This is a genomic window from Promicromonospora iranensis (assembly GCF_028994805.1).
GTDB lineage: Bacteria > Actinomycetota > Actinomycetes > Actinomycetales > Cellulomonadaceae > Promicromonospora > Promicromonospora iranensis.
Genome location: NZ_JAJQQP010000010.1, coordinates 73488 through 93534, shown reverse-complemented (window position 1 = coordinate 93534; position 20047 = coordinate 73488). Strand labels below are relative to the sequence as shown.

The 20047-nt window shown below is 72.5% G+C and carries 25 protein-coding genes; 15 read left to right on the top strand and 10 right to left on the bottom strand.

Translation table 11 applies throughout. The features are described from left to right. The first annotated feature begins 53 nt into the window (after positions 1-53). Together LUM46_RS17665 and LUM46_RS17660 are read left to right on the top strand one after the other, a co-directional pair. Entirely contained in the window at positions 54-770 is a 717-nt protein-coding gene (locus tag LUM46_RS17665) for a response regulator transcription factor (RefSeq protein WP_274995589.1), read from the top strand. Continuing rightward, positions 767-2005: a sensor histidine kinase gene (locus LUM46_RS17660; RefSeq protein ID WP_274995588.1), complete on the top strand. Its 1239-nt coding sequence runs from the start codon at positions 767-769 to the stop codon at positions 2003-2005. Before LUM46_RS17665 ends, LUM46_RS17660 begins: the two co-directional genes overlap by 4 nt. Here the strand turns inward: LUM46_RS17660 and LUM46_RS17655 are convergent. Further along, positions 2000-2947, bottom strand: a complete 948-nt coding sequence (locus LUM46_RS17655; protein WP_274995586.1) for a LysR family transcriptional regulator — start codon at positions 2945-2947, stop codon at positions 2000-2002. The two genes, LUM46_RS17660 and LUM46_RS17655, sit on opposite strands and share 6 nt — an antisense overlap. A 71-nt stretch (positions 2948-3018) precedes the next feature. Here LUM46_RS17655 and LUM46_RS17650 point away from each other — a divergent pair, with 71 nt between their 5' ends. Genes LUM46_RS17650 through LUM46_RS17640 form a run of 3 tightly spaced genes read left to right on the top strand, consistent with a single transcriptional unit; the run spans position 3019 to position 4667 of the window. Beyond that, positions 3019-3951: an EamA family transporter gene (locus LUM46_RS17650; RefSeq protein WP_274995585.1), complete on the top strand. Its 933-nt coding sequence runs from the start codon at positions 3019-3021 to the stop codon at positions 3949-3951. A 48-nt stretch (positions 3952-3999) separates the two neighbouring features. Further along, a complete protein-coding gene (locus LUM46_RS17645) occupies positions 4000-4410 on the top strand; it encodes a DoxX family protein (protein ID WP_274995583.1) in 411 nt (136 codons plus the stop codon). Between the two features lie 56 nt (positions 4411-4466). Beyond that, positions 4467-4667, top strand: coding sequence for a hypothetical protein (locus tag LUM46_RS17640; RefSeq protein WP_274995582.1), 201 nt, complete (start codon positions 4467-4469; stop codon positions 4665-4667). 139 nt (positions 4668-4806) lie between these two features. Here LUM46_RS17640 and LUM46_RS17635 read toward each other — a convergent pair whose 3' ends face one another. After that, entirely contained in the window at positions 4807-5094 is a 288-nt protein-coding gene (locus LUM46_RS17635) for an MFS transporter (RefSeq protein ID WP_274995580.1), read from the bottom strand. 327 nt (positions 5095-5421) lie between these two features. On the opposite strand from LUM46_RS17635, the gene LUM46_RS17630 reads away from it, so the two are divergent. Then, positions 5422-5667 carry a CGNR zinc finger domain-containing protein gene (locus LUM46_RS17630; protein WP_274995578.1) on the top strand — a complete coding sequence of 82 codons (246 nt, stop codon included), beginning with the start codon at positions 5422-5424 and terminating at the stop codon, positions 5665-5667. Between the two features lie 95 nt (positions 5668-5762). Here the strand turns inward: LUM46_RS17630 and LUM46_RS17625 are convergent, their stop codons facing one another. Further along, positions 5763-6233, bottom strand: a complete 471-nt coding sequence (locus tag LUM46_RS17625) for a MarR family winged helix-turn-helix transcriptional regulator (RefSeq protein ID WP_274995577.1) — start codon at positions 6231-6233, stop codon at positions 5763-5765. Between the two features lie 89 nt (positions 6234-6322). On the opposite strand from LUM46_RS17625, the gene LUM46_RS17620 reads away from it, so the two are divergent. Both LUM46_RS17620 and LUM46_RS17615 read left to right on the top strand, forming a co-directional pair. Next, positions 6323-6958: an NADPH-dependent F420 reductase gene (locus tag LUM46_RS17620; protein WP_274995575.1), complete on the top strand. Its 636-nt coding sequence runs from the start codon at positions 6323-6325 to the stop codon at positions 6956-6958. Then, positions 6955-7866, top strand: coding sequence for a VOC family protein (locus tag LUM46_RS17615; RefSeq protein ID WP_374726937.1), 912 nt, complete (start codon positions 6955-6957; stop codon positions 7864-7866). Before LUM46_RS17620 ends, LUM46_RS17615 begins: the two co-directional genes overlap by 4 nt. Before the next feature lie 94 nt (positions 7867-7960). Here LUM46_RS17615 and LUM46_RS17610 read toward each other — a convergent pair whose 3' ends face one another. Further along, positions 7961-8581, bottom strand: coding sequence for a TetR/AcrR family transcriptional regulator (locus LUM46_RS17610; RefSeq protein ID WP_274995573.1), 621 nt, complete (start codon positions 8579-8581; stop codon positions 7961-7963). Between the two features lie 118 nt (positions 8582-8699). On the opposite strand from LUM46_RS17610, the gene bdeA reads away from it, so the two are divergent. Beyond that, positions 8700-9572, top strand: a complete 873-nt coding sequence (gene bdeA / locus LUM46_RS17605) for a bis(hydroxyethyl) terephthalate hydrolase (RefSeq protein ID WP_274995571.1) — start codon at positions 8700-8702, stop codon at positions 9570-9572. 111 nt (positions 9573-9683) lie between these two features. Here the strand turns inward: bdeA and map are convergent, their stop codons facing one another. Then, positions 9684-10460 (bottom strand): type I methionyl aminopeptidase, encoded by a 777-nt coding sequence (gene map, locus LUM46_RS17600; RefSeq protein ID WP_274995570.1) that lies wholly within the window; start codon positions 10458-10460, stop codon positions 9684-9686. Positions 10461-10526: 66 nt separating this feature from the next. Between map and LUM46_RS17595 the strand changes: the two genes are divergently transcribed. After that, positions 10527-10829, top strand: a complete 303-nt coding sequence (locus LUM46_RS17595; RefSeq protein ID WP_274995569.1) for a helix-turn-helix domain-containing protein — start codon at positions 10527-10529, stop codon at positions 10827-10829. 20 nt (positions 10830-10849) lie between these two features. Here the strand turns inward: LUM46_RS17595 and LUM46_RS17590 are convergent, their stop codons facing one another. After that, entirely contained in the window at positions 10850-11659 is an 810-nt protein-coding gene (locus LUM46_RS17590) for an SDR family NAD(P)-dependent oxidoreductase (protein ID WP_274995567.1), read from the bottom strand. 52 nt (positions 11660-11711) lie between these two features. Next, complete coding sequence (locus LUM46_RS17585) at positions 11712-12524, bottom strand: ArsR/SmtB family transcription factor (RefSeq protein WP_274995565.1); 813 nt, start codon at positions 12522-12524, stop codon at positions 11712-11714. A gap of 131 nt (positions 12525-12655) precedes the next feature. On the opposite strand from LUM46_RS17585, the gene LUM46_RS17580 reads away from it, so the two are divergent. Beyond that, entirely contained in the window at positions 12656-12805 is a 150-nt protein-coding gene (locus LUM46_RS17580; protein WP_274995563.1) for a tautomerase family protein, read from the top strand. 8 nt (positions 12806-12813) lie between these two features. Here the strand turns inward: LUM46_RS17580 and LUM46_RS17575 are convergent, their stop codons facing one another. Next, positions 12814-13716: a universal stress protein gene (locus tag LUM46_RS17575; RefSeq protein ID WP_274995562.1), complete on the bottom strand. Its 903-nt coding sequence runs from the start codon at positions 13714-13716 to the stop codon at positions 12814-12816. A gap of 149 nt (positions 13717-13865) precedes the next feature. On the opposite strand from LUM46_RS17575, the gene LUM46_RS17570 reads away from it, so the two are divergent. After that, positions 13866-15536 carry a sensor histidine kinase gene (locus LUM46_RS17570; protein ID WP_274995561.1) on the top strand — a complete coding sequence of 557 codons (1671 nt, stop codon included), beginning with the start codon at positions 13866-13868 and terminating at the stop codon, positions 15534-15536. A 27-nt stretch (positions 15537-15563) separates the two neighbouring features. Here LUM46_RS17570 and LUM46_RS17565 read toward each other — a convergent pair whose 3' ends face one another. Next, a complete protein-coding gene (locus LUM46_RS17565; protein ID WP_274995560.1) occupies positions 15564-16217 on the bottom strand; it encodes a response regulator transcription factor in 654 nt (217 codons plus the stop codon). Positions 16218-16291: 74 nt separating this feature from the next. Further along, positions 16292-16870 carry a hypothetical protein gene (locus tag LUM46_RS17560; RefSeq protein ID WP_274995558.1) on the bottom strand — a complete coding sequence of 193 codons (579 nt, stop codon included), beginning with the start codon at positions 16868-16870 and terminating at the stop codon, positions 16292-16294. Between the two features lie 213 nt (positions 16871-17083). Between LUM46_RS17560 and LUM46_RS17555 the strand changes: the two genes are divergently transcribed. From LUM46_RS17555 to LUM46_RS17545, 3 genes are read left to right on the top strand one after another with little or no spacing between them, the layout of a single operon-like run. Continuing rightward, a complete protein-coding gene (locus LUM46_RS17555) occupies positions 17084-18208 on the top strand; it encodes a FecCD family ABC transporter permease (RefSeq protein WP_274995556.1) in 1125 nt (374 codons plus the stop codon). Continuing rightward, positions 18205-19035 (top strand): ABC transporter ATP-binding protein, encoded by an 831-nt coding sequence (locus tag LUM46_RS17550; protein ID WP_274995555.1) that lies wholly within the window; start codon positions 18205-18207, stop codon positions 19033-19035. The genes LUM46_RS17555 and LUM46_RS17550 overlap by 4 nt, the downstream gene beginning before the upstream one ends. Beyond that, entirely contained in the window at positions 19032-20045 is a 1014-nt protein-coding gene (locus LUM46_RS17545) for an ABC transporter substrate-binding protein (protein ID WP_274995554.1), read from the top strand. The genes LUM46_RS17550 and LUM46_RS17545 overlap by 4 nt, the downstream gene beginning before the upstream one ends. Positions 20046-20047 lie beyond the last annotated feature (2 nt).

Sequence of the window (20047 nt, the reverse complement as noted above, 5' to 3'; positions counted from 1 at the left end):
GGGTGGACCGACAGTCCCTGTCACGGCGCGCCCCGGGCGGTTACCGTGCTGCTGTGCGGCTGCTGATCGTGGAGGACGAGGCGGGCCTGGTGAGTGCCCTGCAGGTGGCGCTGCGCCGTGAGGGCTACGCCGTCGACCAGGCGCGCACGGTGGCCGAGGCACGGGAGAAGCTCGGCCTCAACCCGTACGACGTCGTGCTGCTCGACGTCACCCTGCCCGACGGGACCGGCTTCGACCTGACCCGCGCCGTCCGCGCCGGCCAGATCCCGCTCGCCGACGGCGACCCGCCGCGCATCCTCATGCTCACCGCGCGCGGTCGCCTGACCGACCGGGTCACCGGGCTCGACGTCGGGGCGGACGACTACCTCGTCAAGCCGTTCGCGATCATCGAGCTGTCCGCCCGCATCCGCGCCCTGCTGCGCCGCGAGGCGCGTGAGGCCGCCGCGGTGCTCGCCCACGGCCCGATCCGGCTCGACGCCGCCCGGCAGCTCGCCTGGCGCGGCACCCGGGAGCTCGTGCTCACCCGCAAGGAGTTCGCCGTGCTGCGCTACCTGATGAACCGGCCCGCCTACGTGGTGCCCGCCGAGGAGCTCCTCGAGCACGTGTGGGACGAGAACGCCGACCCGTTCACGCAGACCGTCCGGGTCACCGTCGGCACCCTGCGCCGCAAGCTCACCGTCGACGGCGAGGACCCCGCGCTGGAGACCGTCATCGGTCGCGGCTACCGGCTGCGCGACCTGCCCGCCTCCGTGGAGGGTGTCCTCGCATGACCCTTCCGGGGCTCCCCGGCTGGGCGCGCACCGTGCGGATGCGGCTGGCCCTCACGTACTCCGCGACGCTCTTCGGCATCACCGCACTCATCCTGGCCGGGATCTACTTCGCGCTGTCGCAGACCATGGTCGCCGCGCCGCTGGACCCCGTCACCGTCAAACGGTTCGAGAAGAAGTCCGACGGCAGCATCGCCTACAAGCCCGGCGAACAGTTCCAGGCCGCCGACCTCGACACCGTGCAGCACGCCGTGAACTACACCGCCCTGCAGACCCTGCGCGACTACTCCGCGGTGGCGCTCGCGGTGATGTTCCTGCTCAGCGTGCTCGTCGGCTGGTGGGTGTCCGGACGGGCGCTGCGGCCGGTGGAGGCCATCACGCGCACCGCCCAGGAGATCGGTGCCACGGACCTGTCCCGGCGCATCGGCGCGACCGGGCCGCGGGACGAGCTGCGCACCCTGGCCGACACGATCGACGGGATGCTCGACCGCCTCGACCGGGCGTTCACCGCGGAACGCCGGCTCATCGAGGACGTGTCCCACGAGCTGCGCAACCCCGTGATGGTGGTGCAGGCGAACGTCGAGGCGGTGCTCGGCAACGAGCAGGCGGACCAGGCACAGCGCGCCGAGGCGACCGCCGTCGTCCTGGGCGCGACGAGCCGGATGTCCCGGCTGCTGGAGGACCTGCTGGCGACGGCGCGGTTCCGGTCGGAGGCCTTCGCCGACCGGGAGGTCGACCTCGCCGCGCTGGCCGAGGGCGCCGTCCGCGACAACCGGGCCGTCGCCGAGCGGCGTGGTGTGTCCATCGTGGAGCGGACCCATCCCGGACCGGTCGCCTACGGCGACGCGAATGCGCTGGGCCGGGCGGTCGACAACCTGCTGTCCAACGCGGTGCGGCTCGCGCCGGTGGGCAGCGCGATCACGGTAGGGGTGGGCAGCAGGCAGGGCTGGGCGTGGATCGCGGTGGCGGACGAAGGCCCCGGCGTCCCGGCGGAGGCCCGGGACCGGATCTTCGACCGGTTCTACCGGGGGGACGACGGGAACGCGGAGCAGCCGGACGGCTCCGGGCTCGGGCTGGCCATCGCCCGCCAGGTCGCGGAGAGCCACGACGGGCACCTGCTGCACACCGACCACGGCCCGAGCGGCAGCACCTTCACGGTCTGGCTCCCGGACCGGGCCCTGGACCGCGCGACCCAGCGCGGGGACACGCCGTCGAGCGGTGACCCGCTGGCGTCATGAGCCCTCCACCCGGGCAGCTCCCGCCGCCCGCAGCGCCTCCAGCACCGTCCGGACGGCGAGCCGTTCGGCCCGGTCGGGTCGCAGGATCGCGACGATCCACCGGGCGGCGTCCATGCCGTGCACCGGCCGCAGGACGATTCCCGCGCCGGGCGTGGTGCTGTACCGGGGGAGCACGGCGACGCGGTCGCCCGCGGCGACGAGCGCCTCGATCAGCCGGTTGTCGCGGAGCCGCTGGGCCACGCGGACCGGGGTCCCGGTCGTCGTCTCGACGGCGATGCGCAGGTCGTCGAACGGGTAGCCGAGCGGCACGCCGTACCACTCGTGGAGCACCAGGTCCCGGGCCGTGACCCGGGGCTTGGTGGCCAGCGCATGGTGGGCCCGCATGGCGATGTCGAGGGGCTCGCGGAGCAGGGCCGCCGTGACCAGGTGACCCGCCCCGGCGGGTACGGGACCGGTGAAGCTGTGCCCGACGACGATGTCGTGGTCGGCGACCATCCCGGAGTACTCCGACTCGGCGATGTCGACGTCGGTGCACTCAAGGTGCACGTCCGTGCCCGCGAGCCGGTCGAGCACGCCCGGCAGCAGGATCGTGGCCGCACTCGGCAGCGCCGCCAGGCGCACGGTGCCCGACGCCGAGCCCAGGTAGGTGTCCCACCTGGCCTGCACCTGCGCGATCGTCCGGGCGAGGTCGCGGCCGCCGTCGGCCAGGAGCCTGCCGGCCTCGGTGAGTCGTACGCCCCGGCCGTGGGGCTCTACCAGCGGGATGCCGCCCAGCTCGCGCTGCGCCGTGCGCAGCTGCTGCGACACGGCCGACGGCGTCCGATGGGTCGCCTCGGCGACCGCGGTCACGGAGCGTCGGTCGGCGAGCTCGCGGAGCAGGTCGAGGTGACGAGGGTCCACACGGGCCAGGTCGTGACCGCGGCGGCGAGGCTCTCCGTCCATGAAGGCAACCTACAAGGAGCTGTAGAAAGTTTCGCTTGTCCTTCAGAACGTGGGCCGCGCAGACTCGGACCATGCCCCTCTCGCACCGCTTGCTCGCCCTGTCCGTCGCGGTCATGTGGGGGCTGAACTTCATCGCCATCGACGCGTCGCTCGCCCAGTTCCCGCCGTTCCTGCTCGTGGCGCTGCGGTTCGCGATCATCGCCGTGCCGACCGTGCTGCTCGTCCCGCGTCCGCAGGTGCCGGTGCGCTGGCTCCTCGGGTACGGCATCGGCTTCGGCACCCTGCAGTTCCTGTTCCTGTACTGGGGCATGGCCGTCGGCATGCCGGCCGGGCTCGCATCGCTGGTGCTGCAGTCGTCGGCGCCGTTTACCGTTCTGCTCGGCGCGCTCGCGTTCCGCGACCGGGTGACCGCGCGGCAGCTGGCCGGGCTGGGCGCCGCGACGCTCGGACTGGCCGTGGTGGGCTGGTCCCAGGCGCAGGCCGCCGCGCTGGCGCCCTTCCTGCTGGTGCTGGCCGGCGGGTTCGGCTGGGCGATCGGCAACGTGTCCAACGCGCGGGCCAAGGCGCCGAACCCGCTGCACCTCACGCTGTGGATGTCGGTGGTGCCGCCCGTGCCGATGTTCGCGCTGTCGCTGATGGTGGAGGGGCCTGGCGCGATCGCCGCGGCGTTCGCTCCTGGGCCGCACACGCTGGCGGCCCTGCTCGGGCTGGTCTACACGGTGCTGATCGGGACGCTCGTCGGATCCGGGGTCTGGACCTGGCTCATGGCCCGGCATCCCGCCGGCGTCGTCGCACCGTTCTCGATGCTGGTCCCCGTGGTGGGGCTCAGCGCCTCGGCGGTGCTGCTGGGTGAGGACATCGAGGTGATGACGGCGGTCGGCGCCGCGCTGGTGATCGGCGGCGTGCTCTGGGGGTCGCTGCGGAAGGCCAACCCTCCGGTCCCGAGCGGCACCGAGGAAGAGGTAGCCCCACACCCCTCGACGCGCGAGACAGTCGGGTCATAAAGTGTGGAGAAAGCGTGATTGAATGTAGGTCCTCTACCGGAGGTGACCATGGACGTCGTACTGCTCATCGCCCGGGTGCTCTTCGTGGCGCTCTTCTTCGGGAGCGCCCTCGGGCACCTGACCCAGACGGACGGCATGGCCGGCTACGCGGCGTCCAAGGGCGTGCCGATGGCCAAGGCCGCAACCCTCGCCAGCGGAGTGCTGATGCTCCTCGGCGGGCTGTCCGTCCTGCTCGGCGTCTGGGGTGACCTGGGCGCGCTGCTGCTGCTCGTCTTCCTCCTCCCGACGGCCTTCCTCATGCACGCGTTCTGGCGCGAGACCGACCCGTCGGCGAAGCAGACGGAGATGATCCAGTTCAACAAGGACGTGGCGCTCGCCGGCGCGGCGCTGGCGTTCTTCTGGGCGTTCAGCCAGGATCCGGGTCTGACCGTCACGGGCCCGCTGCTCTCCTTGGGCTGACCGGCAGGTACGGGCGTCCGCATGCCCTCTCACCACAACTCAGCGCGGAGGCAGTCGTGAAATCAGGTCTGATCGTGCTCGGCGTCGTCCTCGTTCTCATGGGCACCGTCTTCACCTTTCAAGGGCTTGGCTACCTTGCCGGCAGCGCGATGACGGGCGTGACGCTGTGGGCCGTCGTCGGGCCGATCCTCGCCGTCGTCGGCGTCGTGCTGATCGTCCAGGGCGTCCGAGCGGGTAGGTCCGGCAAGCACAGCTGAGACTAGGGGGCGCGCTCCTGGTCGGTCTCAGCGGTGGCCTTGCTCGGCCTCCGCGTCCTCCAGCTGCTCCGACCCGGTCACGGTCGGTCTCGGACGAACATCACGACCGCCGCCGTCGTCCCGACGAGGGCGGTGGCGGTCAGCACCGCCGCGATCGGGGCGGCGTCTGGATCCCGATCAGGCCCGCGACGGGCGCGACGAGCCCTGCCGTGGCGAAGGTGGTGAAGCCATAGACGGAGGTGGCGGTGCCGGTCTGCGCCGCCTGGTCACGCAGCGCGCGGCTGAACGCGCCGACGAAGCAGCCGCCGCACCCGGTGACGAAGAGCCACAGGCACACCAGCAGGCCCGCGAGCCCCGCACCCGCGTGCTGCAGCGGGACGACGGCGATCGCCGCGACGGCGGTGAGGGAGGCGAACCCCGCGAGCACCGGCGCACCGGCCGACGCCGGAGCAGCGCTGCGCTCGCCTGGACCCCGATGGCGAGGCCCAGCGAGTTCGCGAGGAACACCATGGCGAACTGCCCGGGCGAGATGCCGTGGACGCCCTGGAGCAGGAGCGGTGACGCGGCGACGTAGGCGTAGACGCCCGCGTAGGTCATCGACCCGAGCACCCATGCCAGGCACGACGCGGATCTCACGGCCCGCCAGGAGCTCGACGCCGAGCTCGGTCGCATCCCGCTGCGCGCCGCGTTCGACGCCGACGGCGGCATCCGGCTCGAGGGGTCCGGCACCGCGTTCGAACGAGCCCTGGCGGGAGTGCTCGACGCCGTCCGCCGGAGCGAGGCAGCGGGCGACTGGGAACGGCTCAAGGTCTGTGCCCGCGACACCTGCCGCTGGGCGTTCTACGACGCCTCCCGCAACCATGCTCGGCGCTGGTGCTCCATGTCCGGCTGCGGCAACTACGTCAAGATGCGCCGCCGAGCGGCCTCCCCGCACCCCCGGCCCGACGTCGATCCCCGCCCGCCGAACGTAGGCCTGGTCGCCCCAAGGCGTCGAACGTAGGGCTGGTCGCGGCATGAGGGCTGATAGAGCGATCAGCCCTACGTTCGACGCCCGGTGCCCGCGGTGCCCGCGACGGCGGCCAGTACAGCGCAGCTTCAGGGGGTCGGCTCCTGGGTGAGGCGGGCGGTGATCGTGGTCGTGATGTCGGTCAGCGCGTCGAGCTGCTCCGGCGTGAGCGCGTCGATGACGAGCCGTCGCGCCGTCGCGATGTGGCCGGGGATGGAGCGGATCAGCTCGCGCCGGCCGTCGGTCGTCAGCCGCACGTTGGTGGCGCGGCGGTCCTCGGGGCAGGAGGAGCGCTCGATGAGTCCGCGTTTCTCCAGGCGCCCGCAGACATGGGACAGGCGCGGCAGGGTGGAGACGCTGGCCTCGGCGAGCGCGGTCATGCGCATCGTCGGCTCCGGGCTGAGCTGGAGCCCGGACAGCACGACGAACTCGAAGTGCGTCAGCCCGGAGTCGCGCTGGAGCTGCCGGTCCAGGGCGGCAGGCAGAAGGCTGAACACGGAGGTCAGGCCGAGCCAGGCCGCCGACTCCTGGTCGTTCATCCGGGGTACGCGTCGCTTCACGGCTCCATCCTACCTTTTGGTTGACGCAACAAGTAATCGGTGCAAGACTCGCAGCGTTGGTTGTAGGAACAACTATCTTGGGAGTGGACATGACCACGGTCACCGTCATCGGAGCAGGAAACTTCGGCAGTGTTGTCGCGGGTGTCGTGGCGAAGGGCGGGACGGGGGTCCAGGTGCTCGCCCGCGACGTCGAGAAAGCACGTGCGGTCGCCGGCCCGCTGGGTGGCGCGGCGGGCGCGATCGGTGCCGAGGTCACGGGCGACGTCGTCGTGCTGGCCGTGCCCTACGGGGCGGTGGCGGACGTGCTGAGCGCCTACCCGGGCGCGTTCGACGGCAAGGTCCTGGTGGACGTCACCAACCCCGTCGACTTCAGCACCTTCGACGACCTCGTCGTCCCCGCCGACTCCTCGGCGGCGAGGCTCCTGCAGGACGCCGTCCCCGGGGCGAAGGTCGTCAAGGCGTTCAACACGAACTTCGGCGGCACCCTCGCCTCCCGCGAGATCGGCGCCGCACCGACGGCGCTGCCGACGACGGTGCTCGTCGCCGGCGACGACGCGGCAGCCAAGCAGACCGTCGTCGAGCTGGTCACCGCGGCCGGGCTGCGCGGCGTCGACGCCGGATCGCTCAAGCGGGCCCGGGAGCTGGAGGCGGTCGGCCTGCTGCAGCTGACCCTCGCCGGCGCCGAGAAGATCTCGTGGGGCGGCGGCCTCGCCCTGATCTCATGAGCGCGCCGAACATCGTCCCCGCCTGGCGCCCGGGCGGTGTCGTGACCGCGGGTGCGGCGCCCGACGCCACGCGGATGGACACCGTCGAGCTGCTCGTGCGCGACCTCGACGTCATGACCGCGTACTACCAGCACGCCGTCACCCTCGACGTCCTCGACCAAGCGGGCGCCACCGCGACGCTGGGTCGGGGCGGTGTGCCGATCATGGTGCTCCGCCAGGAGCGGGACCTGCCGGGTGCGGACCCGCGGGGCGCCGGGCTCTATCACACGGCGATCCTCTTCGAGGACGAGCGGCGCCTGGCCGCGTCGCTGGCGTCCATGGCGCAGCGGGTGCCGGAGACGTTCACCGGCAGCGCGGACCACCTGGTCAGCGAGGCGTTCTACTTCACCGATCCCGAGGGCAACGGCGTCGAGCTGTACCGCGACCGCCCGCGCGAGGAGTGGAGCATCCGCCCGGACGGGACGGTGGCGATGGCCAGCGAGTACCTCGACCCGAACCAGTTCCTGCGGCGCTGGCACGACCCGGCGGCGTCCGACGCCGGCCCGTCCGCGGCGATCGGGCACGTGCACCTGCAGGTGGGCGACATCCCGTCCGCGCGCCGGTTCTACGTCGACACGCTCGGGTTCGACGTCACCGCGCAGCTGGGGGACTCGGCCCTGTTCGTCTCGGCCGGCGGCTACCACCACCACATCGGCATGAACACCTGGCGCAGTGCGGGCGCCGCTCCGCGCGCCTCGACGCTGGGCCTCGGCGACGTCCGGATCCTCGTCCCGACGCGGTCCGACGTCGAAGCTCTCGCCGACCGCCTCCGGTTCCACGGCATCAACACGGCGGACGACGGCGCGACGCTCCGGTTCGCGGACCCGTGGAACACACGCCTAGCGGTCTCCCCGGAGGGTGCGCCCTGACCATCGCCTCCACCCACTCCTGAGATCGGTTCAGCAGGCTCCGGCGTGCCGCGACAGGCCGGTGCGCGGTCGCCTGGAGGCTGCTGAACGGGAGTCAGCTCCCGGCCGGGGTGGGCCCGGCGCCCGGCGTCGGCCAGGCGGAGCTGCGCCGGTCCAGCTCGGTGGCCAGGTCGTCGAACGCCGCCCGGACGCGCTTCTCGTCGTCGGTGACGAGGAGGTCGACGAGCAGCCCGCGCAGCGTCGACAGCAGCGAGGTGGCCAGCGCGACGGCCTCCGGTTCGGGGCAGCCGTGCCGTACCAGGCCGGCGGCCAGCAGGGCCGTCCGCTGCTGCATCGACCGGGCCACGGCGTCGCGCAGCATCGGGTTGTCGTGCATGGCGTGCCCGGTGATCGCGGTGAACAGCCGGATGTAGCGGCGTCCCTGGTCCGACGTGGCCCGGCGCCAGATGGTCCCGAGCGGTTCCGGGTCGTCGTCGGCGAGGTCGGGGAGGGCGAGCGACTGGGTCAGCACCAGGTCGACGATCTCGGCGACCAGCTGGTCCTTCGTCGAGAAGTGGTGCACCAGGGTCGCGTGGCTGACGCCGACCGTCTGGGCCACCTTGCGCAGCGACAGGCCGGCCAGGCCGTGATCGAGCGCATGCTCGGTCGCCGCGCGCAGGACCTCCCCACGGCGATGTTCGAAGCGCAGCTTGCGGCCGTCCACGTACCCGTTCACGTACCGACCTTAGTCAGGTGCGCATGCATCAATCCACGAAATGTCTTGACCGGTTGGTAGAGCTACCTTACTGTCAGTTGCGTCAGTTGCTGTCTTGTCAATCGCAAAGGGGCAATTCATGAGACATCTGATCCGCAAGGCTGGTGCAGCGCTCGTGTCCGGGCTGCTGCTCGCCGGCACCGCCGTCGTGAGCGTGCCTGCCGCGCACGCCGCCGACAACCCGTACGAACGTGGTCCCGACCCGACCGTGGCGAGCATCGAGGCGCGCCGTGGTCCGTTCGCCGTCGCTGACGTGAGCGTCTCGCGTCTCGTCTCCGGTTTCGGTGGCGGCACCATCTACTACCCGACCACCACCACCGCAGGCACGTTCGGTGCGGTGGCGGTCGCCCCGGGCTACACGGCTTCGCAGTCCACCATGGCCTGGCTCGGCCCGCGGCTGGCCTCACAGGGGTTCGTCGTCTTCACGATCGACACGATCACCACCTCGGACCAGCCGTCCTCCCGCGGTGACCAGCTGCTCAGGGCGCTGGACTACCTCACGACGCGCAGCTCGGTCGCGAGCCGGATCGACGACGACCGGCTGGCCGTCATGGGTCACTCGATGGGCGGCGGGGGATCGCTCGAGGCGGCCAAGGACCGACCGTCGCTCCAGGCGGCCATCCCGCTGACGCCGTGGAACACGGACAAGACGTGGCCCGAGGTGAGCACACCCACGCTCATCGTCGGTGCGCAGAACGACTCGATCGCCTCGGTCCGCTCGCACGCGGAGCCGTTCTACCAGTCCCTCCCCAGCACCGCCGACAAGGCGTACCTGGAGCTACGCGGGGCCAGCCACTTCGCGCCGAACACCGACAACACGACCATCGCCAAGTACAGCATCTCCTGGCTCAAGCGCTTCGTCGACGACGACCTGCGCTACGACCAGTTCCTGTGCCCGGCACCGTCCACGAGCACGACGATCAGCGAGTACCGCAGCACCTGCCCATACTAAAACCCGCCCCCCCTCCCTGCCGGGGGACAGGACACGTCGAACGTAGGCCTGGTCGCTCCATGAACCCTCATGGGGCGACCAGGCCTACGTTCGTTGCTCTGCGTCGGAGGGCTACGCCGGGGTCGGCAGCGTGAGGATCTCCGGTTCGCCGTCGGTGATGGCGATGGTGTGCTCGCTGTGCGCCGTCCGGCAGCCCGTCGCGCTGCGGAGGGTCCACCCGTCGGCGTCGGTCACCAGCTCGGCGGTATCCACCATGACCCACGGCTCGAGCGCGAGCAGCAGCCCCGGGCGCAGCGTGAACCCGCGGCCCGGGCGTCCCGTGTTGGGGACGTGCGGGTCCTGGTGCATCGTCGAGCCGATGCCGTGCCCGCCGAACTCGGTGTTGATCGGATACCCCGCGGCGCTCAGCACCGCGCCGATGGCGTGGGAGATGTCGCCGATGCGGGCTCCGGGGCGGGCCGCGGCGATCCCCGCCCGCAGCGCGCGCTCGGTCGTCTCGATCATCGCCAGGCTCTCGGCGGGCTGGGTGCCGCCCACGACGAAGCTGATCGCGGAGTCCGCGGCGATGCCGTCCAGGGAGACGGCGAGGTCGAGGGTCAGCAGGTCGCCGTCCGCGAGCCGGTAGTCGCGCGGCTTGCCGTGGAGGACCGCGTCGTTGACGGCGGTACAGATGTAGTGGCCGAACGGCCCGCGCCCGAACGCCGGTGCGTAGTCCACATAACAGGACTGCGCACCGGCGTCGACGATCATCGCCTGGGCCCACTGGTCGATGTCCAGGAGGTTCGTGCCGACCGTGCTCCGCGTCCGCAGCGTCTGCAGGATCGTCGCGACCAGGGTGCCCGCACCCCGTGCTCGGGCCAGCTCGGCGGGGTTCAGGATCTCGATCATGTGGCGCCCTTCTTATGCTTCCCAATAACTATCCCGGCCATACTATCCCGGTATTAGAATCGGGCCATGGTCAGGTTGCCGCTCACACCCGCGGAGGTCGAGCGCGGACAGCGCCTCGGCGCCCTCCTGCGTCGCGCCAGGGGCGAGCGCTCGATGCTCGAGGTCGCGCTCGACGCACGTGTCTCCCCGGAGACCCTCCGCAAGATCGAGTCGGGCCGCGTGGCGACACCGGCCTTCCCGACGATCGCCGCGATCGCGGAGGTCCTCGGCCTCTCGCTCGACGCGGTGTGGGCGGAGATCAGCGAGGCCGACGGCGCCGTCCGGCCCGCGCGGTCGGGCCGGGGCGCGCGGGAGTGGCTGGCGTCGTAGGCCGTCCCGGCCCTGGTGCCTCAGTCCACGAGGGCGCCGCCGGTCAGGTTGACCACTGTGGCCGTCATCGCGCCGGCGCGGTCCGAGGCCAGGAACGCGGCGGTCTCCGCGACGTCGGAGAGCGTCGGCAGCTGCTGGAGCAGTGTCCCCGCCCGCATCCCGTCGTCCAGGAACTCGTCGAGCGTCTGCCCGGCGGCCGCCGCGGACGGCCCGAAGACGTCGCGCGTGTAGGAGCCGGCGGCGGCCGCGTCGACGACGGCGTGCGGCCGGATGTCGATGACGCGGATGTTCCTCGGCGCCAGCTCCGCGGCCAGCAGCCGCGAGAACGCCTCCTTGCCGGCCGCGCTCACGCCGTGGCCGAGGATGCCGCTCGCCGCGAGCCGGGCACCCGGCTCGGAGAGGTTCAGGACGACGCCGGGGCGCTCCCCGCCCATGTGCCGCGCCACCGCCTTGCTCGTGATGAAGAGTGTCCGCAGGAAGCCGTCGATCGGCCGCATGAACTCCTCCAGCGAGAGGTCCGCCAGCAGCGTCCCTTGGTCGTGCGTGACGCTCACGGCGTTGAGGGCGACGTCGATGCTGCCGGCCTGCGCGGCGACCGCGTCGGCGTGCCGTTCGACCGCCTCCGGGTCGAACGCGTCGAGCTGGGCGGTCTCGACCTGGCCACCCGCGGCCATGATGTCGCGCGCGACGGCGTCCAGCTTGGCCTGCGTCCGCCCGGCGATGAAGACCCGCGCGCCCTCCCGGGCGAACACCCGCGCGACGGCGCCGCCGATGGCACCCCCGCCGCCGTAGATCACGGCGTTCTTGTTCTCCAGCAGCATTCCGCTCATGGCTGTCCTCCAGGTGTTCGGTGGTGGTGGCCGGCCCCGACGGGACAGCGGCTCACGGCGTCTTGCTCGCGGGGGCGTCCCAGAGCGCCGACGGCATGACCTCGCCGGTCTCCAGCAGCGTCTTGAGATTGGCGAGCACTGCCGGCCAGCCGCTCGACATGCGGCGCAGCATTTCGGCGTCCGGCAGGTTCTCGTGGGTGACGGTCAGCCGGACGACGTCGGCGTGCGGTTCGATCACGAAGGTGACCACCGAGGGGCCGTCGGTCCGCTCGGTGCCGGGGGAGGCCTCGAAGGTGACGGCGAGCCGGTGCGGCGCCTCCGCCTCGAGCACGGTGCCCACGACGTCGACCGTGTCGGAGCCGTCGACCCGGCGGTGCTCCCACGGCGAGCCGACCTGCCAGTCGGACACGTTGGCGTGGTGCCAGTACCGCGCGGTCACGTCGGAGTCGGTGAGCGACTGCCACACCTGCTGGGCGCTCGCCCGGATGTAGGTGACGTACACGTACGTCGGGACGGTCGAGGTGGTCTCGGTCATGGCGTATTCCTCTGCTCGGTCTCGGACGGCGCTCAGTGCTGCCAGTCGTGGCGCGTCGTACGCCGCGATCCAGCGCTCTCCGATCTCGTGGATCGGAGCGGGATTGAGGTAGTGCAGGCGTTCCCGCCCACGGCGTACGACGACGACAAGGCCGGCCTGCGCCAGGAGGTCGAGGTGCTGCGTCGCCGACTGGCGCGCCATCTCGAGGCTGCCGCAGAGCTCGGTGAGCGTCTGCCCGTTCTGCTGGCGGAGCCGGTCGAGGAGCAGGCGTCGGGTGGGGTCGGCCAAGGCCTTGAACACCGGATCGAGGACGTCCTGCTGTGCGGTCATGGATCCAATATGCAGGTAATCACCTGCATAAGCAAGGCTGACTCCAGCCCGGTCTGGGCTCGGCTCGGAGCAGTGGCCTACGGCTCGAGGTAGGCGGAGAGGTCCGCCAAGGACGACGTGAGCCCTGCCGCATGGTCGCGGGCGCGGACCCCGTGCGGCACGTCCCGCGCCACGATCTCGACACGATCCGGGTAGTCATCCAGGAGATCCCGCGGGAGAACTGGGGCGTGGGCGGCGCGACGCTCGCGGACTCGGGGCAGGACGAGAGCCTTCCGCAGTGACGCGGCGGCTAGCAACCGCTCGTGCTGCCGACCTCCGGCGCCGGCCGACGCACGTGCACCACCAGGACCGGGCACGGCGCAGTGCGCAGCACGGCGTCCGGCACGCTGCCCAGCATGCGGCCGAGGGCCGGCTGGTGCCGCCGTCCGCCGACCACCAGGAGGTCGTCGGGCGTCAGATCGTCGAGCAGGGCGGGGACCCGGTCGCCACGGCGGATCGTCACCGTGCAGGTCACGCGCGGGTACTTCTCCGACCACCGGGCGACCCGGTCGGCCAGCCCGGCATTCGTCGCCTCCTGCCACGCCTGGGCGAAGGGCTCGATCTCGAAGAGCATCGAGGCAGCGGGGTCGGTGCGCGACACGTGCACCACCTCGAGCGGGCAGCCGCGCGCGGACGCCTCGGCGAAGGCTGCGCCGAGCACGTCCGGCTCGTCGTTCCGGTCCACGCCCACCCGGACGCGGCGCGGGTCGCCGGTCGTCGCACCGGCCGGCACCACGACGGTGGCGCCGGGCGCCGACGCGGCCAGGGCGGCCGACGTGGAGCCGAGCAGCAGGCGATCGAGCCGTCCGAGACCGCGCCGGCCCACCACGACCAGGTCGCACGTCGTCGACCGTTGGCTCAGCACATGGTGGGCACTGCCGGGCAGGACCAGCACCTCGACGTCGCGGTTCCCCGGGCGGCGCGACCCGATCCGGGCACGTGCGGCCTGGGCGGCGCGCTCGGCGTCGTCTCTGACCTGCGCGACCGGGTTCCCGATCCCTGGGTCGGGCGTCATGGGCGTGATGTAGGTCGTGATGGCCGTCAGGCAGGCGTCGTGCAGGTCGGCGGCGCGGGCCGCCCAGTCCAGCGCGGCCAGGCTCTCGTCCGATCCGTCGACGCCGACGACGATTCCCCGGTACCAGGTGATGCTCATGGTGCCCTCCTCTGTCCCCTCCAGGACACCAGGGGACAGGCCCCGCCCGGCAGAGACCGGTGGCCCGCTTCGGCGGGACCAAGGTCCCTCCGTGCCGCGCTACCGATCCGCGCTACCGATCCGCGCTACCGTGGCCGCTGGAGGTGTCGATGGACTCCGAGAGCGCACCGCACGACCGCACTGACCTGCTGCTCGACGCCGTCATCACGGTCAGCCGCGGGCTGGACCTGGAGACGGTGCTGCACCGCATCGTCGAGACGGCGATCGAGCTCGTCGACGCCCGGTACGGCGCGCTCGGCGTGCTGGGCGCCGACGGAAGGATCGCCCGGTTCCTCACGGTCGGCCTGTCCGACGACCAGATCACCGCGATCGGCCCGTACCCCACGGGGCACGGCGTGCTGGGCGAGCTGATCCGGCATCCCGTGCCGCTGCGCCTGCACGACATCGCCGACCACCCCACCTCCGTCGGCTTCCCTGCGCACCACCCGCCGATGCACACCTTCGTCGGGATGCCGCTGCGCGTGCACGGCGCGCCGTTCGGCAACCTCTACCTCACGGACAAGCGGGGCGGCAGCGACTTCACCGCCGAGGACCAGCGGGTCCTCGAGGCGCTCGCCGCCGCGGCGAGCGTGGCGGTGGAGAACGCCCGCCTGTACGACGTCGCACGCATGCGCGAGCGCTGGGCGCGCGCCAACGACCGCATCTCCCGCGAGGTCCTCACCGGGACGTCGCCGGGCGACGTGCTGACCCTCGTCGGCAGCGAGGCACGCGAGGTGGCCGACGCCGACGTCACGGCCATCGCCGTCCCGGACCCGACCACCGGACGTCTGGTGCTGCAGTCGGCGTGCGGACTGGGCGCGGAAGCGCAGATCGGCGCGGTGCTCGCCGCCGAGGGCACGTTCACCGCGCTCACGTTCCGGACCGGCGTGCCGATGGTCACCGACGACGCGACGGAGGACGAGCACGCCAGCCTGTCGCTGGAGCTGCCCGGTCGCCTCGGCCCGCTCGCCGTCTGGCCGCTCGGTGAGTCGGGCGGGGCCCGGGGCGTCCTGGCCGCCGCGCGCGTCCGGGGGCGCCCGCCGTTCTCGTCCGTGGTGGTGGAGGCGCTGGGGGCCTTCGCCGCGCAGGCGGCCGTCGCGCTGGAGCTGGCCGAGGGGCGGGCCGACGCCGAACGCGTGGTGCTGCTGCGCGACCGCGAACGCATCGCCCGGGACCTGCACGACCTGGCCATCCAGCGGCTCTACGCGACCGGGCTGTCGCTCCAGAGCGTGGCCCGGAACGCGGCCCCGGAGATCGCGGACAAGCTCAACAAGGCGGTCGACGAGGTGGACGAGACCATCTCCCTGGTCCGCACCACGATCTACCGCCTCCAGTCGAACGACCGGCCCGGCGGCGCGGGCGCCCGCCGGATCGGCCTGCGCTCGCGGGTGATCACCGAGGTCGACGCCGCGGTCACGCCGCTCGGCTACTCGCCGCGGCTGCGGTTCGAGGGGGCGGTCGACGCGCTGGTGCCGCCCGAGGTGGCGGAGCACGTCGTCGCGGTGCTGCGTGAGGCGTTGTCCAACGTGACCCGGCACGCGTCGGCGTCGCGGGTCGCGGTCACGCTCCGGGTGGACGGCGACGTGGAGCTCCGGGTGAGCGACGACGGCGTCGGCGTCCCGGCGGGTGTCCCGCGCAGCGGCCTGCGCAACCTTGCCCAGCGGGCAGAGGAGCTGGGCGGCTCCCTCGCCGTCGAACCGCTGGACCCGGACGCCGAACGGGTCGGCACCCGCCTGGTGTGGCGCGTGCCCCTCCCCGCGGACGACGCCCTGCCGTCCTGAACCCCGGGGCCGGGCGGCGGCCAGGGCTCAGGGACGCCGGCGTTCGTGCTGTTCGAGGCGGTCGGCGAGGACGGCGGCCTGGGCGCGTCGTTCGAGGCCGAGCTTGGCGAAGATGCTGGAGACGTAGTTCTTGACGGTCTTCTCGGCGAGGAACAGCTCGGCGCCGATCTGCCGGTTCGTCAGCCCGTGGCCGATGAGGCCGAGGATGCGGCGCTCCTGCTCGGTCAGGGCGGCCAGCGGGTCGGGCTCGTGGTGCGCGTCGGAGCGCATGCGCTCCATGACCCGTGCGGCGGCGCGGGGGTCGAGGATCGACCCGCCGGCCGCGACGGTCAGCACGGCCTGGACGAGGTCGGTGCCGCGGACCTGCTTGAGGACGTAACCGGCGGCGCCGGCGAGGATCGCGTCGTAGAGGGCCTCGTCGTCGGAGAACGACGTGAGCATGAGGCAGGCGAGGTCCGGCATGCGGGAACGCAGCTCGCGGCAGACGGTGACCCCGTCGCCGTCGGGCAGCCGCACGTCCAGGACGACGACGTCGGGGTTCAGGGCGGGGATCCGGTCCAGCGCTTCGCGGGCGGTGCCGGCCTCGCCCACGACCGTGACGCCGGGTTCGGACTCGAGCAGGTCGGCGACGCCGCGGCGTACGACCTCGTGGTCGTCGACGAGGAACACGCGTACGTCCATGTGCCCTACCGTAACGGTGCCCGTCCCGGTCGTGACCGGGACGGGCACCGCTACGGGGGTGCTGGAGAGGTCCGTCATCGCAGGATGGGGAACCGCTGGACCAGCGGCAGTCGGGCCCACTGCTTGCCGAGGCCGAGGGTGTCGCCGGCCAGGAACGCTGCCAGGGCGACGAGCAGGACCGCGTCGACGAGGTGGTAGTCGACGAACGGGTTGTTCGCCAGGGGCAGGACGGCCAGCCACATCATGAGCATGAGCGCCGCGCCGGCGCCGGCCGCGAGGCGCATCCCGATGCCCAGGGCGAGGGCGAGGCCGATGCCGAGCAGGCCGAGCATGAACAGCCAGTCGACGACCGCGTTGCCGGCCAGGGCGCCGAAGAACCCGGCGAAGGGTCCCTCGACGTGGCTCAGGAAGCCCTCGGTGGGGGAGCCGCCGTTGATCCAGGCGCCCTCGGCGGGCGTGGCGCGGCCCCAGCCGAGGAGCTTGTCACCGAACGCCCAGAGGAACTCGAACGCCAGCAGCAGCCGGACCCCGGCGAACGTGTACCGGGCGACGGACGCGCTGGTGACGGCCGTGGCGGCGGTGTCGGTCGCGGTGCGCTCACGGGTGTCGGCGCGGTGCGTCCAGGATGTGAGGCGGTGGCTGACGGTGCTCATGGTGTCCTCCTGCGGGATGTGCCGGAACCCTTCCGGCGCCTGTCACCACAGTCCCCCGCGGGACAGGTCCCGGGGCAGGGTCACCGGCCCCCTCGTTCCGGGACCTTGGTCCCGCCCGCAGCAGAGGCGTTCGTCCCTGCCCGTCCTTGTGCAGGTCGAGGCCGGTTTGCCGGGAGAGTTGAAATTGATAATGGTTATCACTACTGTCGCGGCGTGACCGCACGCGTGCTCGCCTCTGTGGCGCCGACCCCGGGCAGCCCTCCCGGCTCCTCCTTCGTGATCCGACGCCGCCTGCTCCGGCGAACCGCCTGGTCCTGCGCGGTCCTGGCGGTCGCGCTGGCGACCCTCGTGGTCGTCTCCGGCGCGGTCGGCTCGGTCGAGGTGAGCCTCACCCAGGCGGCGCAGATCACCCTGGGACACCTGGTCCCGGGGATGCCGTGGATGTCCGACGGGACCCTCACCCCGCTGCAGGACCAGGCGGTGTGGCAGTTCCGCCTGCCGAGGACGCTCCTCGCAGGGCTGGCCGGCGCCGGCCTGGCGCTCGCGGGGGCGCTGATGCAGGTGACGGTGCGCAACCCGCTGGCCGAGCCCTACATCCTCGGGGTGTCGTCCGGCGCGAGCGTGGGTGCTGTGCTGGTCATCGTCTTCGGCACCGGAGTGCTGGGCGGTCTCTCGCTCAACGTCGCCGCGTTCGTCGGCGCGCTGGTGGCGTGCGCGTGCGTGGCGGCCCTGGCCCGCAAGGACGGCGAGCTCTCGCCGACCCGCATGATCCTCGCCGGCGTGGCCCTCGGCACGCTGTTCAGCGCGGTGACGAGCTACCTGACGATCTCCACGGACGCGCAGAACGTCGTCAGCATCATGTTCTTCCTGCTGGGCAGCGTCTCGGCCGCGACCATGCAGAGTCTGGTCGGGCCGGCGATCGCCCTCGTGGTGGCCTGCCTGGTCGCGGCCGGGACGTCGCGCTCGCTCAACGCGCTGATGACCGGCGACGAGTCGGCGACGTCGCTGGGCGTGGACGCCACCCGGCTGCGCGGGCTGCTCCTCGTCGTGGCGTCGCTGCTGACGGGGACCGTCGTCTCGGTCGCCGGCGGCATCGGCTTCGTCGGCCTCGTGATCCCGCACGTCGCCCGCATCGTCGTGGGCGCCGACCACCGGCGGATGCTGCCGGTCACTGTTCTGGCGGGAGCGGTGTTCCTGATGATGGCGGACCTCCTGGCCCGCACCGTGGCGATGCCGACCGAGATCCCGCTCGGCATCCTCACCGCGTTCGTCGGGGCGCCGTTCTTTCTCTGGCTGATGCGCCGTGGTGGCGCCGACCGGGCGGGGTTCGGACGATGAGGGTCGAGTTCGACGACGTCTCGGTGGTCCTCGGCGGGACCGAGGTCGTGCACCGCGCCTCGCTGACCGTCGAGCCGGGGACCGTGGTGGGCCTGGTCGGCCCCAACGGCAGCGGCAAGTCCTCGCTGCTCCGGACGCTGTACCGCGCCGTCCGGCCGAGCCGGGGCACCGTGCGGGTCGACGGCGCCGACGTGCGGACGCTCTCCGGACGGCAGCACGCCCGGCAGGTGGCGGTCATGCTCCAGGACCCGCACACCGACTTCGACCTCAGCGTGCACGAGGTGGTGCTGCTGGGCCGGGCGCCGCACCACGCCTCCTTCGGGAGGGACACCGTCGAGGACCTGCGGATCGCCGACGACGCCATGCGCCGCACCGGCATCGACGACCTCGCCGCGCGCATGGTGGGCACGCTCTCCGGCGGCCAGCGGCAGCGCGTCATGCTCGCGCGCGCACTGACCCAGCAGAGCCCGGTCCTCGTGCTCGACGAGCCGAGCAACCACCTCGACATCAAGCACCAGCTCGAGCTGATGAGCACGGTCCGCGGCCTCGGCCGGACGGTGATCGCCGCGCTGCACGACCTGAACCTGGCGGCCCGGTACTGCGACCGCGTGGTGGTGCTCGACGCCGGGACCGTCGTCGCCGACGGGCCACCGGCCGCGACCTTCACCCCGGAGCTGATCCGCGCGGTCTTCGGCGTGGAGGCGCGGGTTCTCGAGGACCGGCACGACCGCGTCCTGGCCTTCCGCCGCGCGGACGCCGACATCTTCCCGGACGGGGCCGCACCGGTCCCCGCACCCGTTCCCACCGAAAGCGAGATCTCGTCATGACCCGACACCCCCACCGCACGGCCACCACCGGAGCCGTCGCCACCCTGGCCGCGGCCACCCTGCTCCTGTCCGCCTGCGGGACCGGGGTCACGCCCGCGTCGGGACAGGCCGGCGGCGCGGAACCGGTCACCGTCGACAACTGCGGCCAGGACGTCGTGGTCGACGGCGTGCCGGAAGCCGTGGTGGGCATGCACCCCTCCCAGACGGAGCTGCTGCTGCGCCTGGGCCTGGCCGACCGCCTGGCGGGCCAGGCCCAGGCGACCACGCAGGAGCTGCCCGACGACGTCGCCTCCCTCGCGGCGGACGTCCCGGTGATCGGCGGCGACACGCCGCCCAGCCGGGAGGACCTCCTGGCGGTGCAGCCCGACTTCGTCTACTCACCGACCACCTACGAGTTCACCGCCGAGCAGGGCTTCGCGAGCATCGAGCAGCTCCAGGACTCCGGCGCCGCCGTCTACGTCGCCACCGGCGGGTGCGCGGACCGCCGGATGTCGGGCGAGGTCACCGACCTCTTCACCGACCTGGAGGACCTCGGCGCGATCTTCGGCGTCGAGGACACCGCCGCAGACCTGATCGCCGAGAGCCGGGCCGAGCTCGACGAGATCGCCGCCGCCGTGGCCGACGTCGAAGCGCTGCGAGTCGCGCAGGTGTACGTCGACGGGACCTCGCTCTCCGCGATCGGCGCGGGCGTCGAGTACGACATCCTGCGCCTGGCCGGGTCGGACAACGTCTACACGCCCGAGCAGCCCGCCTTCGCCGACTTCTTCGCCGCGGAGATCACGCCCGAGTCCCTGGCGGCCGAGGCACCCGACGCGCTGGTCTTCTCCGTGTCCGACGCCGAGCACGAGGCGGCGGCCCGCGAGTACCTGACCAGCACGTTCCCCGACATGCCCGCCGTCCGCGAGGACCGGCTGATCGCCATCTCCGCCGCCGACGTGTTCCCCGGCACGCTCGGCAACGTCGCGGCCGTCCGGCAGATCGCAGAGGCGCTCTACCCCCAGGAGCTCTGAGC

Excerpts from the sequence above, each read along its gene's own strand:
- LUM46_RS17655 (WP_274995586.1), bottom strand. The coding sequence starts at position 2,947 with ATGGACGGAGAGCCTCGCCGCCGCGGTCACGACCTGGCCCGTGTGGAC.
- LUM46_RS17590 (WP_274995567.1), bottom strand. The coding sequence starts at position 11,659 with ATGAGCGGAATGCTGCTGGAGAACAAGAACGCCGTGATCTACGGCGGC.
- LUM46_RS17660 (WP_274995588.1), top strand. The coding sequence starts at position 767 with ATGACCCTTCCGGGGCTCCCCGGCTGGGCGCGCACCGTGCGGATGCGG.
- LUM46_RS17595 (WP_274995569.1), top strand. The coding sequence starts at position 10,527 with ATGGTCAGGTTGCCGCTCACACCCGCGGAGGTCGAGCGCGGACAGCGC.
- LUM46_RS17580 (WP_274995563.1), top strand. The coding sequence starts at position 12,656 with ATGGTCGCGGGCGCGGACCCCGTGCGGCACGTCCCGCGCCACGATCTC.
- LUM46_RS17615 (WP_374726937.1), top strand. The coding sequence starts at position 6,955 with ATGAGCGCGCCGAACATCGTCCCCGCCTGGCGCCCGGGCGGTGTCGTG.
- LUM46_RS17585 (WP_274995565.1), bottom strand. The coding sequence starts at position 12,524 with ATGACCGCACAGCAGGACGTCCTCGATCCGGTGTTCAAGGCCTTGGCC.
- LUM46_RS17550 (WP_274995555.1), top strand. The coding sequence starts at position 18,205 with ATGAGGGTCGAGTTCGACGACGTCTCGGTGGTCCTCGGCGGGACCGAG.
- LUM46_RS17560 (WP_274995558.1), bottom strand. The coding sequence starts at position 16,870 with ATGAGCACCGTCAGCCACCGCCTCACATCCTGGACGCACCGCGCCGAC.
- LUM46_RS17570 (WP_274995561.1), top strand. The coding sequence starts at position 13,866 with ATGGACTCCGAGAGCGCACCGCACGACCGCACTGACCTGCTGCTCGAC.
- map (WP_274995570.1), bottom strand. The coding sequence starts at position 10,460 with ATGATCGAGATCCTGAACCCCGCCGAGCTGGCCCGAGCACGGGGTGCG.
- LUM46_RS17650 (WP_274995585.1), top strand. The coding sequence starts at position 3,019 with ATGCCCCTCTCGCACCGCTTGCTCGCCCTGTCCGTCGCGGTCATGTGG.
- LUM46_RS17645 (WP_274995583.1), top strand. The coding sequence starts at position 4,000 with ATGGACGTCGTACTGCTCATCGCCCGGGTGCTCTTCGTGGCGCTCTTC.
- LUM46_RS17565 (WP_274995560.1), bottom strand. The coding sequence starts at position 16,217 with ATGGACGTACGCGTGTTCCTCGTCGACGACCACGAGGTCGTACGCCGC.
- bdeA (WP_274995571.1), top strand. The coding sequence starts at position 8,700 with ATGAGACATCTGATCCGCAAGGCTGGTGCAGCGCTCGTGTCCGGGCTG.
- LUM46_RS17545 (WP_274995554.1), top strand. The coding sequence starts at position 19,032 with ATGACCCGACACCCCCACCGCACGGCCACCACCGGAGCCGTCGCCACC.
- LUM46_RS17575 (WP_274995562.1), bottom strand. The coding sequence starts at position 13,716 with ATGAGCATCACCTGGTACCGGGGAATCGTCGTCGGCGTCGACGGATCG.
- LUM46_RS17620 (WP_274995575.1), top strand. The coding sequence starts at position 6,323 with ATGACCACGGTCACCGTCATCGGAGCAGGAAACTTCGGCAGTGTTGTC.